The sequence below is a fragment of the Pseudomonas sp. IT-P176 genome (genome assembly GCF_949767245.1).
GTDB lineage: Bacteria > Pseudomonadota > Gammaproteobacteria > Pseudomonadales > Pseudomonadaceae > Aquipseudomonas.
In genome coordinates, this window is the sequence record NZ_CATKPN010000068.1 from 272,232 (window position 1) to 285,858 (window position 13,627).

11 protein-coding genes are annotated in these 13,627 nt (G+C 63.8%); 4 read left to right on the forward strand and 7 right to left on the reverse strand.

Annotated features, from left to right (window positions below):
* Nucleotides 1-46: 46 nt before the first annotated feature.
* The 7 genes from ACM6IP_RS20450 to ACM6IP_RS20480 all read right to left on the reverse strand — a co-directional run bounded on the left by ACM6IP_RS20450 (nucleotide 47) and on the right by ACM6IP_RS20480 (nucleotide 8,395).
* A complete protein-coding gene (locus ACM6IP_RS20450; protein ID WP_414862174.1) occupies nucleotides 47-1,057 on the reverse strand; it encodes a chemotaxis response regulator protein-glutamate methylesterase in 1,011 nt (336 codons plus the stop codon).
* The gene (locus ACM6IP_RS20455; RefSeq protein WP_320333735.1) at nucleotides 1,054-3,345 is read right to left on the reverse strand and encodes a hybrid sensor histidine kinase/response regulator; all 2,292 of its coding nucleotides are present in this window, start codon (nucleotides 3,343-3,345) and stop codon (nucleotides 1,054-1,056) included. Before ACM6IP_RS20455 ends, ACM6IP_RS20450 begins: the two co-directional genes overlap by 4 nt.
* The gene (locus tag ACM6IP_RS20460) at nucleotides 3,342-4,025 is read right to left on the reverse strand and encodes a chemotaxis protein CheW (RefSeq protein ID WP_159993989.1); all 684 of its coding nucleotides are present in this window, start codon (nucleotides 4,023-4,025) and stop codon (nucleotides 3,342-3,344) included. The genes ACM6IP_RS20455 and ACM6IP_RS20460 overlap by 4 nt, the downstream gene beginning before the upstream one ends.
* On the reverse strand, nucleotides 4,022-5,299 hold the full coding sequence (locus ACM6IP_RS20465) for a CheR family methyltransferase (RefSeq protein ID WP_320333734.1): 1,278 nt from the start codon (nucleotides 5,297-5,299) through the stop codon (nucleotides 4,022-4,024). Before ACM6IP_RS20465 ends, ACM6IP_RS20460 begins: the two co-directional genes overlap by 4 nt.
* Entirely contained in the window at nucleotides 5,296-5,832 is a 537-nt protein-coding gene (locus tag ACM6IP_RS20470) for a chemotaxis protein CheW (protein ID WP_095166697.1), read from the reverse strand. Before ACM6IP_RS20470 ends, ACM6IP_RS20465 begins: the two co-directional genes overlap by 4 nt.
* A complete protein-coding gene (locus tag ACM6IP_RS20475) occupies nucleotides 5,832-7,454 on the reverse strand; it encodes a methyl-accepting chemotaxis protein (RefSeq protein WP_414862175.1) in 1,623 nt (540 codons plus the stop codon). Before ACM6IP_RS20475 ends, ACM6IP_RS20470 begins: the two co-directional genes overlap by 1 nt.
* Nucleotides 7,455-7,720: 266 nt before the next feature.
* Nucleotides 7,721-8,395 carry a tellurite resistance TerB family protein gene (locus tag ACM6IP_RS20480; protein WP_401130101.1) on the reverse strand — a complete coding sequence of 225 codons (675 nt, stop codon included), beginning with the start codon at nucleotides 8,393-8,395 and terminating at the stop codon, nucleotides 7,721-7,723.
* Nucleotides 8,396-8,593: 198 nt separating this feature from the next.
* Between ACM6IP_RS20480 and ACM6IP_RS20485 the strand changes: the two genes are divergently transcribed.
* The 4 genes from ACM6IP_RS20485 (at nucleotide 8,594) to ACM6IP_RS20500 (ending at nucleotide 13,626) form a co-directional block, all read left to right on the forward strand.
* Nucleotides 8,594-9,508, forward strand: a complete 915-nt coding sequence (locus ACM6IP_RS20485) for a LysR family transcriptional regulator (protein WP_095166691.1) — start codon at nucleotides 8,594-8,596, stop codon at nucleotides 9,506-9,508.
* Nucleotides 9,509-9,609: 101 nt separating this feature from the next.
* Nucleotides 9,610-11,100, forward strand: coding sequence for a gamma-aminobutyraldehyde dehydrogenase (locus ACM6IP_RS20490; protein ID WP_414862176.1), 1,491 nt, complete (start codon nucleotides 9,610-9,612; stop codon nucleotides 11,098-11,100).
* A gap of 87 nt (nucleotides 11,101-11,187) precedes the next feature.
* Nucleotides 11,188-12,339 carry a putative ABC transporter substrate-binding protein YdcS gene (gene ydcS, locus ACM6IP_RS20495; RefSeq protein ID WP_095166687.1) on the forward strand — a complete coding sequence of 384 codons (1,152 nt, stop codon included), beginning with the start codon at nucleotides 11,188-11,190 and terminating at the stop codon, nucleotides 12,337-12,339.
* Nucleotides 12,340-12,588: 249 nt separating this feature from the next.
* On the forward strand, nucleotides 12,589-13,626 hold the full coding sequence (locus tag ACM6IP_RS20500) for an ABC transporter ATP-binding protein (protein WP_095166685.1): 1,038 nt from the start codon (nucleotides 12,589-12,591) through the stop codon (nucleotides 13,624-13,626).
* Nucleotide 13,627: the final 1 nt, after the last annotated feature.

Sequence of the window (13,627 nt, forward strand, 5' to 3'; positions counted from 1 at the left end):
GGGTTCACCTGAAATACTACTTGGCCCGTACCGCTGCGGATGTCATTCATTTTGCAAAGATCTCCAGCAATCGTGGCGCTATTTTTTCCAGCGGGCGAATTTCCACCGCGGCGTCGATGGCGGCGGCGGCCTTGGGCATACCGTACACCGCGCTGCTGTGCTGATCCTGAGCGATGGTCAGGTAGCCCTGCTGGCGCATCAATTTGAGTCCCTGGGCTCCATCGCGGCCCATTCCGGTGAGTAGCACACCTACTGCATCACCGTTCCAGTAACTGGCCACACTTTCGAAGAACACATCGATCGAGGGCCGGTAGATTTCGTTGACCGGCTCGGCGGTGTACGCCAGCGTGCCGTTTTTCAACAAGCGAATATGGTGGTTGGTGCCAGCCAGCAACACCGTGCCACTTTGCGGCGGCTCGCCCTCCTGGGCCAGGCGTACGTTCAGGCCACTGACACTGCTGAGCCATTGCGCCATGCCGGCGGCGAACACCTGGTCCACGTGTTGCACCAGCACGATGGCCGCCGGGAAATGGCGCGGCAGGCCCTTGAGCAGCACTTCCAGCGCCGCCGGACCGCCAGCCGAGGAGCCAATGGCGACCAGGCGCTGGCGCGAGGCCGAACTGCGCAGCGGGCTGGGTGCCGGGCGTTCGCGGTTGCCCTTCTCGCCGATCAGCCAGCCAATGTTGATGATTTTACGCAGCAGCGGTGCGGCGGCTTCCTGGGCATTGCCGGCCCCCAGGGCCGGCGTGTCGACTACATCCAGCGCGCCGTACCCCATGGCCTCGAACACCCGATGCACATTCTGCTGGCGATCGACCGTGACGATGACGATGGCGCACGGCGTATCCGCCATGATCCGGCGGGTCGCCTCGACCCCGTCCATGACCGGCATGATCAGGTCCATGAGGATCAGGTCCGGCGTCAGTTCGGCGCAACGCTGCACCGCCTCCTTGCCATTGCTGGCCACCCACACCACCTGGTGCGCCGGCTCGAACGCCAGGGCCCGGCGCAGCGCTTCCACAGCCATCGGCATATCGTTGACGATTGCGATCTTCATGCCCGCGCTCCTCCTATGAGCTCTACCACTGCGTCGAGCAGCGCATCGTCATGAAAGCTGGCTTTGGCTAGATAATAGTCGGCTCCAGCGTCCAGTCCACGGCGCCGGTCCTCTTCACGGTCCTTGTAGGACACCACCATCACTGGCAGTGACTGCAGGCGATTGTCGCGGCGCAACAGCGAGACCAGCTCGATCCCGTCCATGCGCGGCATATCGATATCAGTAATCAACAGGTCGAAGTCCTCGGCGCGCAGGGCGTTCCAGCCGTCCATGCCGTCAACGGCGACGGCCACGTCATAACCTCGGTTGAGCAGCAGCTTGCGTTGCAACTCGCGCACCGTCAGCGAGTCATCGACCACCAGGATCCGCTTGCGGGCCACCTGCGCGGCTTGCTGGCTGTGCCGGGCGATCCGCTCCAGGCGCCCGGTATTGAGCAGTTTATCCACCGAGCGCAGCATGTCCTCGACGTCGACGATCAGCACCACTGAACCGTCATCCAGCAAGGCCCCGGCGGAAATATCCTGGATCTTGCCCAGGCGCTCATCCAGCGGCAGCACCACCAGGGTGCGCTCGCCGATAAAACGCTCGACGGCGACACCGTACACCGCATCGCGCTCACGGATCACCACCACCTTGAGGGTGGCGGCGCTGTTCTGGCTCACCGGCCGTTGCAGCAACTGGGTGGCAGCCACCAGCCCGACATGCCGGCCCTCGTGCCAGAAGTGCTGGCGCCCCTCCACCTGCACGATATCCTCTGGCGCCAGGTCGCACATGCGCTCGATGTGCGCCAGCGGGAAGGCGTAGGCCTCCTCGCCGACTTCCACCACCAGGCTGCGCACCACCGACAGGGTCAGCGGCACTTCAAGGTGGAAACGACTGCCCTCGCCCGCCTTCTGCTCCAGCACCACCGCGCCGCGCAACTGGCGCACCATGTGCTGGACGGCGTCGAGGCCGACGCCACGGCCGGAAACTTCAGTAACTTTGTCGCGCAGGCTGAAGCCGGGCAGGAACAGGAACGTCAGCAGTTCCTCTTCACTCAATTGCGCCGCGGTCTCGGCCGGCGACAGTTGACGCTGGACGATGCTGCGCCGGACCCGCTCCAGGTCCACGCCGTTGCCGTCGTCGCTGAGTTCCAGCACCAGCAGGCCCGCCTGGTGGGACGCCCGCAGGCGGATCAGCCCTTCGGCCGGTTTGCCGGCCAGCAAGCGCTGCTCCGGCGACTCGATGCCGTGGTCCACCGCATTGCGCAACAGGTGCGTCAGCGGTGCTTCGAGTTTTTCCAGCACGTCGCGGTCGACCTGGGTCTTTTCGCCCTCGATCTCCAGGCGCACCTGTTTGCCGAGGCTGCGGCCCAGGTCGCGGACCATCCGCGCCTGGCCGGTCAACACGTCGGCAAACGGCCGCATGCGGCAGGCCAGCGCAGTGTCGTACAGCACCTGGGCACGCTGGCTGGCTTGCCAGGCAAACTCGTCCAGCTCTGCCGTTTGCTCCGCCAGCAATTGCTGCGACTCGGCCAACAGCCGCCGCGCATCCTCCAGGGCCTCCTCGACTTCCAGGCTCAGGCTCTGCTCCTTAAGCTGGGCATTGAGGTTTTCCAGGGCGCGCAGGCCGTTGCTTTGCATACGCTTGAGGCGCTGCAGGGTCGCCAGATAGGGTTTCAAACGCTGGGTCTCGACCAGCGATTTACTCGACAGGTCGAGCAGGCTGTTCAGGCGCTCGGCAGTCACCCGTAGCACCCGCTCGCCGCCCTCGGTGACCCGTTTGGCAGGCTTGGCGAGTTCCGCCAGCAGAGGCTCCGGCTCCGACAGTTCGAAGCGCGCGGCCGGCGGTTCGAGTTGCAACTCGGCCATCGGCAGCTCCGGCGCCAGCGGTGGCAAGCTCACCGGTGTCGGTGCCGACGCGGGATCGAGCAACTGCCCCATCAACGCCACATAGGCGTAGATATCACTGGGCCCGACCTCGTTGCCAGGCGTGGCGATGCGCATCAGCAGGTCGGTGCCTTGCAGCAACGCGTCAATGTGCTCGGGGCGCAGCAGAAGCCGGCCTTCCTGGGCACTGACCAGGCAATCCTCCATCACATGGGACACTTCGACCCCGGCATCGACGCCAACAATCCGCGCCGCGCCCTTGAGCGAGTGGGCGGCGCGCATGCAGGCTTCCAGGTGATCGGCCTGGGTCGGATCACGCTCCAGCGCCAGCAACCCGGCGCTGAGTACTTGGGTCTGGGCCTCGGCCTCCAGGCTGAACAACTCCAGCAGCGACGCGTCGCGCATTTGCTCGGGGGTCATGTGAGGCTCCGGGTCACGGCGGACAGCAACTGCTCTTCATCCAGCCAACGCAAACTGCGACCGTTAAATGGCAATACGCCTCGGGTGTACTTCGCGCTGGCCTGCTGGCCCGAGCGCGAGGCTGCGTCGAGCAGCCGTTGATCAATCGCATGGATCCCATCGACCTCGTCCACCGGTACCACCACCGGACCGCCGTGGGCGGCAATGATCAACATGCGCGGCATGACCCGCGCACCGGACGCGGTCGCCGTCGAGGCCTCCAGCCCCAGCAACTCCACCAGCGACAGGCAGGCCACCAGTGCGCCGCGCACATTGGCCACCCCCATCAGCGCCCGCGAGCGCTGGTGGGGCAAGGAATGCACCGGCTGCAAAGGCGCCACTTCCACCAGGCTGCGGGTGCTCAGCGCCAGCCACTCTTCGCCCAGGCGAAACATCAGCAATGAACGGGTGGCGACCTGTACCTCGACCGTCGCCGAGCCATGGGCCTGGTCGTCCTGCTGCAGCGCATAGCGGTCCAGCAAGCGGGTAGCCGCGGCCGAGTAGACCGCGCAGTTGCGGCAATGAATATGCTCGGCCAGCAACCCACAGGACTTGTCACCGTGGACGCCGATGCGGTTCCAGCAGTCGTCGATGGCCTGGGCATCGGCGTGGGTTACGTTCAACGAAACTGAACCGGTCATCGTTTGCGCTCACTGTCAGCGGTACGTTCGTTGCGCGCCGCGCGCTCCTGCAAGCGTCGGCTCCCAGCCACATCGCCCTGGGACGCGAGCAACGCGGCCAGGTGCATCAGGGCTTCGGGGTGTTGCGGCTCCAGGTACAACGCCTTGCGATAAAACCCCTGGGCTTCCAGCACGCTGCCAGCCACATCACTGAGCAGGCCTAACCAGTAGAACACTTGCGCCACCGGGCCGTGGCTGCGCAGGTACGCCTCGCAGGCGGCACGCGCTTGCGGGCTTTTGCCTTCGTTGGCCAGGGTCGCAATGTGTGCCAGCAGCACCGCCGCATCGCCAGCATCTGGCTGCTCGGCCCGCGGCGACACTGGGCGGGCTACGGTTGCAAAGGGTCGACTGCGCACTGGCGGCGCAGGCGCGCGGCGCACCGGCAAGCTCACTGGCAGCGCTGGCGCAATGTAGGCCGGCAGTGGCTGGGGTTCAGGTTCGCTGTGGCGGCTGAAGGCAAACGACTGGGGAATGCCGATCGAGCGCATGCCCAGGCGCCCCAGCAGACTGCCTTCGGCCGGGCCGATGAACAGCACGCCATCGACATGGGTCAGGCGCTTGAGCACTTCAAAGACCTGGGTCTGGGTCGGCAGGTCAAAGTAGATCAGCAAGTTGCGGCAAAACACGAAGTCATAGGCCGGTTCATTGGCCAGCAAGCTTGGGTCCAGTAGGTTGCCGACCTGCAAACGCACTTGTTCGCGAACCCGCTCGCTGAGGCGATAACCGTCGTCTTCAGCGCTGAAATGCCGCTCGCGAAAATCGCCCTGCTCTCCGCGAAAGGAGTTCTTGCCATAGCACGCCCGCTTGGCCCGCTCCACCGACAACGGGCTGACGTCCAGGCCGTCGACCTTGAACTGATGAGGTGCCAACCCAGCATCGAGCAAGGCCATGGCAATCGAATAGGGCTCCTCGCCGGTGGAGCACGGCAGGCTGAGGATGCGCAGAGCCCGCATGTTATTGAGCTCGCCCAGGCGTTTGCTTGCCAGCCTGGCCAGGGTGGCAAAGGATTCCGGATACCGGAAAAACCAGGTCTCGGGCACGATCACCGCTTCGATCAGCGCTTGCTGTTCGTCTCGCGAACCCAGCAAGCGTTGCCAGTATTGATCGGCCGTTTGCACCTGCTGCGCGGTCGTGCGCTGGCGTACCGCGCGCTCGATGATCGCCGGCCCGACGGAGGTCACGTCCAGGCCGATGCGTTCTTTGAGGAAGTCGAAAAAGCGCTGGTCGCTGCTCATGCTCGATCCTCAAGCATTGACAGGTCCAAGGGTGGCGACGGAAACAGCAGGGCCTGCACCTGGGCATCCAGCAGGTCCGCGACCCGCACCCATTGCAGCAGTCCCTGGGCATCTTCGCGCACGGGCCCCAGATACGGCGCCTGGCGATTGTCCAGGCCGTAGGGTTGAAACTCCGCCGGATTGCAGCGCAAGGTGTCGGTGGCCTGCTCGAGAATCAATCCCAGCAGTTGCGCTGGCAGCGTGGCATCGGGTCGATAGTGCACCAGCACCAGGCGGGTGCTGGTGCGTGCTTCGGCAGCCAGGCCGAAGGTCAGCGCGCCGACATCGATCACCGGCACCACCGTCCCGCGGTAGCCGAACACCCCGGCGACCCAATGCGGCGCCTGGGCAATCGGCTTGAGCGGCAGGCGTGGCAGCACCTCCGCCACCTCGACGGCCTGCAAGGCATAACGCTCGCCACCGATGCGAAACACCAGGAACAGCGCTTGTTTCGGGGCCACACCCGCGCCCCGCTTGACCACGAGCTCGCTCATCAGACTTTGAATCGCGAGACGCCGCTGCGCAGCCCGACGGCCACCTGGCTCAATTCGTCGATGGCGAAACTGGCCTGGCGCAGCGACTCGACGGTCTGGCTGCTGGCATCGCCCAACTGCACCAGCGCGTGGTTGATCTGTTCGGCGCCGGTGGCCTGGGCCTGCATGCCTTCGTTGACCATCAGCACCCGCGGCGCCAGCGCCTGGACCTGATGGATGATCTGCGACAGTTGTTCGCCGACCTGCTGCACCTCGGACATGCCGCGGCGCACTTCTTCGGAGAACTTGTCCATGCCCATCACACCGGCCGAGACCGCCGACTGGATCTCACGGACCATCTGCTCGATGTCATAGGTGGCAACGGCCGTCTGGTCGGCCAGGCGCCGCACTTCGGTGGCGACCACGGCAAAACCGCGACCGTACTCACCGGCCTTTTCCGCCTCGATAGCGGCGTTCAGCGACAGCAGGTTGGTCTGGTCGGCGACCTTGACGATGGTCACCACCACCTGGTTGATGTTGCCGGCCTTCTCATTGAGGATCGCCAGCTTGGCATTGACCAGGTCGGCCGCGCCCATCACCGAGTGCATGGTGTCTTCCATGCGTGCCAGGCCCTGCTGACCGGAGCCGGCCAGTACCGAAGCCTGGTCGGCAGCGGTGGACACTTCCGTCATGGTGCGCACCAGGTCGCGGGAGGTCGCCGCGATTTCCCGCGAGGTCGCCCCGATTTCCGTGGTGGTCGCCGCAGTTTCGGTGGCCGTGGCCTGCTGTTGCTTGGAGGTGGCGGCGATCTCGGTCACCGAGGTGGTGACCTGTACCGAAGAACGCTGGGCCTGGGACACCAGCGCGGTGAGCTCGGTCATCATGTCGTTGAAGCCGCTTTCCACAGCGCCGAACTCATCCTTGCGGTCGAGGTTGAGGCGATTGCTCAAGTCCCCGGTGCGCATGATTTCGAGGATCTTCACGATGCGGTTCATCGGCGCCATGATCGCGCGCATCAGCAGCAGACCGCAGAGCGCCGCCGCCAGCACCGCCACCAACAACGACACGCCCATGCTGATTTTCGCGGCGACGACGGCGTCGTCGATGGCGGTGGTCGCGTGGTCGGCAACCGCCTTGTTCTCACGGATGACGTCATTGAGCTTCAGGCGGCCGGTAATCCAGGCTGGCGTCAACTGCTCATTGAACAGCTTGATTGCCTCCTGCTCCTGGTGGTCTTTATGCAACTCAAGAACGGAGGCTAGAATCCGGTTGAAATTCTGATGCGCTTTCTCGAAGGCATCGAACTCGGTGCGGTCCTCGACACCATGAATAGTCGCGGCGTAGTTGGCCATTTGTTCTTCGAGACGCTGCTCGAAGGCCTTGAAATCGGCGAGGTCTTGCTCAGTGACCCCCTGCCCTTCCTCCAGACCGAGCATTTTCTGGATCTTGAGGTAGCTGTCGACCCAGGCACTGCGAATCATCGAGCTGTAGTAGACCCCAGGCACGGCATCGTCGCGAACGCTGTTCTCGCTGGCTTCGATCTTCAGTAGACGTGAATAAGAGACGACCACCATCAACAACATGATGGCGATAATCACCGCAAAGCTCGCCAAAATGCGTTGGCGCAACGTCCAGTTCTTCACAGTCAGTCCTCGGGGCCATTCAAATGGTGGGGAGTATAGCCGAGGGCGCGCTGGGTTTAAGCAGCGGTTGCGCACTGCGTCTCATCCCGAGCGAAAAGTCTGGATCCGCTCTGGGACGGCTACTTTCCGTCAGATGGGTTGGGGGCCGCCAGTGATATTTGTGTAGAAACAGACGGTGGATTGGCCATTGCGGGCGAGCCGGCGAGGCTGCGTTCGAGGACGCAGTCCTCGCCGTGTTTCACTTGGCGATGGCTCACCTGCGACACTCAGAGACGCACCTGCCGCTCCAGCTCGGCCTTCAATCCTGGCTCCAACTTGAGCTGGCGGGCCAGTTCGTCGAGGTAGGACTTCTCCATGAAGTTCTCCTCGTCCACCAACATCACGCTGGCGATGTACATCTCGGCGGCCATTTCCGGGGTGCTGGCGGCGCGGGCGACGTCGGTCGGGTCCAGTGGTTTGTTGAGTTCGGCGTGCAGCCAGTGCTGCAGTTCCTGGTCGCTGTCCAGCTTGCGGAACTCGCCCTCGATCAGCTCACGCTCACGCGCGTCGACATGCCCATCGGCCTTGGCAGCAGCCACCAGGGCCTTGAGGATGGCCTGGCTGTGCTGCTCGACCTGCGCCGGCGGCAGGCGATCTAGGGTTTGCGGCTCGGTCTGCGGCGCCGTGCCCTGCTGGGCCTGCCAGTTGCCGTAGGCCTTGTAGGCAATCACGCCGAGTGCCGCGAGGCCGCCATAGACCGCCACCTTGCCGCCGACTTTGCGCGCCTTCTTGTTACCCAGCAGCAGACCCATCGCGCCGGCGGCCAAGGCCCCGCCGCCAGCACCGGAGAGCAGGCTGCCCAGCCCGCCGCCAGCTGCTTTGTTCTGGGTTCCACCGGCCTTGTTCTGCAACAGGTCCTGGCCGGACTTGAGTAACTGATCGAGCAAACCACGGGTAATCATGTATCGCCTCCAGAAAATCACGTTTAACCCATAAATAAGGCCACCAGCCTAGATCTAAAGTGCCCGAGGCCCGTCAGCGAGAGTGCTTCCAGATGTTGCCCAGCCCTTGCGGCCGCCTTGCTAGCTGGGCTAGGGCATCGATAAAAAAGATATACACTGGGAAAAATCTATAAAAACCGCCCACCGGGTACTTTTCCCATGATGACCCTGCGTCAGATCCGTCACTTCATCGCCGTCGCCGAAACCGGCTCGATCTCGGCCGCCGCACAAGCGGTGTATATCTCCCAGTCCACCTTGACCCTGGCCATCCAGCAACTGGAGCAGGAGATTGGGGTCAACCTGTTCAACCGCCACGCCAAGGGCATGACCCTGACCCATCAGGGACACCAGTTCCTGCGCCAGGCGCATTTGATCCTGGCCACCGTGGACAATGCCAAACGCAGCCTGCAGCAGAGCACCGACCAGGTGGCCGGGCAGTTGACCATTGGAGTCACCAGCCTGGTCGCGGGCTACTACCTGGCCGACCTGCTGACCCGCTTTCAACGGGCCTACCCCAATGTCGAGCTCCGGGTCATGGAAGATGAGCGCCCGTACATCGAGCACTTGCTGGTCAGTGGCGAAATCGATGTCGGGGTGCTGATCCTGTCCAACCTCGAGGATCGTCACGCCCTGCAAACCGAGGTACTGACTCACTCGCCCCACCGCTTGTGGCTACCGGCCCAGCACCCGCTGCTGGAGCACGACAGCATCAACCTGGCGGATGTCGCCCGCGAACCACTGATCCAACTCAACGTCGACGAGATGGACCGCAACGCCCAGCGCATGTGGCGAGCCGCCTCGCTGCAGCCACGCATCACCCTGCGCACCGCCTCCACCGAGGCCGTGCGCAGCCTGGTGGCAGCGGGCCTGGGGGTGTCGATCCAGCCCGACATGACTTACCGCCCATGGTCCCTGGAAGGCGACATCATCGAAGCCCGGCCCATCGCCGACCTCAGCCAGACCCTCGATGTCGGCCTGGCCTGGCGCCGCGGCACCGCCCGCCCGGCACTGGTCGACCCCTTCCTGACGGTGGCCCGCGAACAGCCACCCGGCGGGCGCAAGCCATCTATTTAATCGAACGCTGCATTCAGTATTTAGTATTTGTCGTCCTCAAGCCCCGCCACTAGTCTTTGTACATCTATAAGACGGTCGGGGCCCCAGTCACAGGGAGCACCATGGCCACACAACAAAAGAGAATCCGAAAAATGCCCGCCGCGCAGACCCCTTTGTTCACCGCATTGCTGATCGACGGTGAATTGGTAGCCGGCCAGGGCTTTGTCGAGCCGATTCTCAACCCGGCCACCGGCGAAGTGCTGACCCACATTGCCGAAGCCAGCACCGAACAGGTCGAAGCCGCGATCCTCGCCGCCCACCGGGCCTTTGCCGGCTGGTCGCGGACCACCCCGCAACAGCGCTCGAACATCCTGCTGGAAATCGCCAACGCCATTGAAAAACACGCTGACCTGCTGGCCCGCCTGGAATCGTTGAACTGCGGCAAGCCACTGCACCTGGCGCGCCAGGATGACCTCAGTGCGACGGTCGATGTGTTCCGCTTCTTCGCTGGCGCCGTGCGCTGCCAGACCGGCCAGCTCAGCGGTGAATACCTGCCGGGCTACACCAGCATGGTGCGCCGCGACCCGATTGGCGTGGTGGCCTCGATTGCGCCCTGGAACTACCCGATCATGATGGCCGCCTGGAAAATCGCCCCGGCCCTCGCCGCCGGCAATACCCTGGTGTTCAAGCCCTCCGAACATACCCCGCTGTCGATCCTGGCCCTGGCGCCAGCGCTGGCCGAGATTCTGCCGCGCGGGGTGATCAACATCATCTGCGGGGGCGGTGAAGGGGTCGGCAGCCACCTGGTCAGCCATCCCAAAGTCCGTATGGTCTCGCTCACTGGCGACATCGTCACCGGGCAGAAAATCCTCCAGGCCGCCGCCAAGACCCTCAAGCGCACCCACCTGGAACTGGGCGGCAAGGCACCGGTGATCGTCTGCAACGATGCCGACCTGCAAGCCGTGGTCGCCGGCGTGCGTAGCTACGGTTACTACAATGCCGGGCAGGACTGCACCGCAGCCTGCCGCATCTATGCCCAGGCGGGGATACACGACAAGCTGGTGGCGGAACTGGGCGCAGCGGTCAGCAGCCTGCGGTTTGCCGGCAAGCGTGACGCCGACAACGAGATCGGCCCTCTGATCAGCACCCGCCAGCGCGACCGCGTGGCCAGCTTTGTCGAACGCGCCCTCGGCCAGCAGCACATCGAACGGGTGACCGGCGCGGCAGTGCATTCCGGCGCCGGTTTCTATTACCAGCCAACCCTGCTCGCCGGTTGCAAGCAAAGCGATGAAATCGTCCAGCGCGAAGTGTTCGGCCCGGTGGTCACCGTGACCCGCTTCGACGAGCTGGAGCAAGCGGTGGATTGGGCCAACGACTCGGAATATGGCCTGGCGTCGTCGGTCTGGACGCAAAACCTGGACAAGGCGATGCAGGTCGCGGCGCGCTTGCAGTACGGCTGCACCTGGATCAACAGCCACTTCATGCTGGTCAGTGAAATGCCCCACGGCGGTTTGAAACGCTCCGGCTACGGCAAGGACCTGTCCAGCGACTCGCTGCAGGACTACAGCGTGGTGCGGCACATCATGGCCCGTCACGGCAATGACCTGAAATAACGCTACTAAGCTAATAACAAGCCGAAAAGGCCAGCTGCATCACGTTCAACACTGCCCCGACCATAATTTAAAGAAGAGGGAAACCCCATGTTCGTGCACAAGACCGCATTGCTCAGTGCAATCACCACCGCGCTGCTGGCCAGTGCCAGCCTCCAGGCCGCCGAACCGCTGAAAGCCGTTGGTGCCGGCGAGGGCCAACTGGACATCGTGGCCTGGCCTGGCTACATCGAACGGGGTGAAAGCGACAAGGCCTACGACTGGGTGACCGGTTTCGAGAAGGAGACCGGCTGCAAGGTCAACGTCAAGACCGCCGCCACTTCCGATGAGATGGTCAGCCTGATGGCCAAGGGCGGCTACGACCTGGTGACTGCCTCTGGCGACGCCTCGCTGCGGTTGATCGTCGGCAAGCGTGTGCAGCCGATCAATACCGCGCTGATCCCTAACTGGAAAAACCTCGACCCGCGCCTCAAGGATGCCCCTTGGTACGTGGTCAACCAGCAGACATACGGCACCCCCTATCAATGGGGCCCGAACGTGCTGATGTACAACACCAACGTGTTCAAGACGGCCCCCACCAGCTGGAACGTGGTGTTCGATGCGCAGAACCTGCCAGACGGCAAGCCCAACAAAGGCCGCGTGCAGGCCTATGACGGCCCGATCTACATCGCCGACGCGGCGCTGTACCTGAAAAGCACCAAGCCGGAACTGGGCATCCAGAGCCCCTACGAGCTGACCGAAGCGCAGTACAAGGCCGTGCTCGACCTGCTGCGCGCCCAGCAGCCGCTGATCCACCGCTACTGGCACGACACCACCGTGCAAATGAGTGACTTCAAGAACGAAGGGGTAGTGGCCTCCAGCGCCTGGCCCTATCAGGTCAACGGCCTGATGAACGAGAAACAGCCCATCGCCTCGACTATCCCGAAAGAAGGCGCCACCGGCTGGGCCGACACCACCATGCTGCACGCCGAGGCCAAGCACCCGAACTGCGCCTACAAGTGGATGGACTGGTCGCTGCAACCCAAGGTCCAGGGCGATGTCGCGGCCTGGTTCGGCTCCTTGCCAGCGGTCCCGGCGGCTTGCCAGGGCAGCGAACTGCTGGGCGCCGAAGGCTGCAAGACCAACGGTTTCGACCAGTTCGAGAAGATCGCCTTCTGGAAAACCCCGCAGGCTGAAGGCGGCAAGTTCGTGCCGTACAGCCGCTGGACCCAGGACTACATCGCGATCATGGGCGGCCGCTAAAAGTCATTCCGGGAGCTGCTGCGCGTCGATTATCCGCGCCCGGGCAGTGCTCGCCTCCTCACGTACTGACGTACGCTCCGGGGGCTGTGCGCTGGCCGGACACGACTAATCGCCGCTCGCGACGCTCCCTGAACGACTTTTCCAGCTCCATCGCTTTGCCAAAAGCAGAATTGATTTTCGATTGATAGATTTTTCAGAAGTCCAGGCAGGGCCGCTGCGACGGCCCGCGCCTTTTTGGAGCACCGCACCATGACGCTTGCAGTCCAGTTCACCAACGTTTCCCGTCTATTCGGCGAAGTGAAAGCCGTAGACCGGGTTTCCATCGACATCCAGGACGGCGAGTTCTTTTCCATGCTCGGCCCTTCCGGCTCGGGCAAAACCACCTGCCTGCGGCTGATCGCCGGCTTCGAACAGCCGAGCGCGGGGTCGATCCGCATCCACGGCGAAGAAGCCGCCGGCCTGCCGCCCTATCAGCGTGACGTCAACACCGTTTTCCAGGATTACGCCCTGTTCCCCCACATGAATGTCCGCGACAACGTCGCCTACGGCCTGAAGGTCAAGGGCGTGGGCAAGAAGGAACGTCTGGAGCGTGCCGAAGAATCCCTCGCCATGGTGGCCCTGGGCGGCTACGGCGAGCGCAAGCCGGTGCAATTGTCCGGCGGCCAGCGCCAGCGTGTGGCCCTGGCTCGCGCTCTGGTCAATCGCCCACGGGTGCTGTTGCTCGACGAACCCCTGGGGGCGCTGGACCTGAAGCTGCGTGAGCAAATGCAGAGCGAGCTGAAGAAACTGCAGCGCCAGCTCGGCATCACCTTCATTTTCGTCACCCACGACCAGACCGAAGCCCTGTCGATGTCCGACCGCGTGGCGGTGTTCAACAAGGGCCGCATCGAGCAGGTCGACACCCCGCGCAACCTGTACATGAAACCGGCCACCACCTTCGTCGCCGAATTCGTCGGCACCTCCAACGTGATCCGTGGCGACCTGGCGCAACAACTGAGCGGCAACCCGCAGCCCTTCTCGATTCGTCCGGAACACGTGCGTTTCGCCGAAGGCCCGCTGGCCAGCCATGAGATCGAAGTCAGCGGCCTGCTGCACGACATCCAGTACCAGGGCAGCGCCACCCGTTACGAGTTGAAGCTGGAAAACGGCCAGACCCTGAACATCAGCAAGGCCAACAACCAGTGGCTGGACACCAGCGCCCAGCACCAGACCGGACAACGCATCAGCGCGCGCTGGGCCCGCGAGGCGATGACCCCGCTGCACGACACCGTCACGAGCGGGGTGTGAG

What these genes read in the sequence shown, in the direction of transcription:
- ACM6IP_RS20470 (WP_095166697.1), bottom strand. Translation starts at nt 5,832, where the DNA reads ATGAGCGAGCTCGTGGTCAAGCGGGGCGCGGGTGTGGCCCCGAAACAA.
- ACM6IP_RS20460 (WP_159993989.1), bottom strand. Translation starts at nt 4,025, where the DNA reads ATGACCGGTTCAGTTTCGTTGAACGTAACCCACGCCGATGCCCAGGCC.
- ydcS (WP_095166687.1), top strand. Translation starts at nt 11,188, where the DNA reads ATGTTCGTGCACAAGACCGCATTGCTCAGTGCAATCACCACCGCGCTG.
- ACM6IP_RS20450 (WP_414862174.1), bottom strand. Translation starts at nt 1,057, where the DNA reads ATGAAGATCGCAATCGTCAACGATATGCCGATGGCTGTGGAAGCGCTG.
- ACM6IP_RS20455 (WP_320333735.1), bottom strand. Translation starts at nt 3,345, where the DNA reads ATGACCCCCGAGCAAATGCGCGACGCGTCGCTGCTGGAGTTGTTCAGC.
- ACM6IP_RS20465 (WP_320333734.1), bottom strand. Translation starts at nt 5,299, where the DNA reads ATGAGCAGCGACCAGCGCTTTTTCGACTTCCTCAAAGAACGCATCGGC.
- ACM6IP_RS20485 (WP_095166691.1), top strand. Translation starts at nt 8,594, where the DNA reads ATGATGACCCTGCGTCAGATCCGTCACTTCATCGCCGTCGCCGAAACC.
- ACM6IP_RS20500 (WP_095166685.1), top strand. Translation starts at nt 12,589, where the DNA reads ATGACGCTTGCAGTCCAGTTCACCAACGTTTCCCGTCTATTCGGCGAA.
- ACM6IP_RS20480 (WP_401130101.1), bottom strand. Translation starts at nt 8,395, where the DNA reads ATGATTACCCGTGGTTTGCTCGATCAGTTACTCAAGTCCGGCCAGGAC.
- ACM6IP_RS20490 (WP_414862176.1), top strand. Translation starts at nt 9,610, where the DNA reads ATGGCCACACAACAAAAGAGAATCCGAAAAATGCCCGCCGCGCAGACC.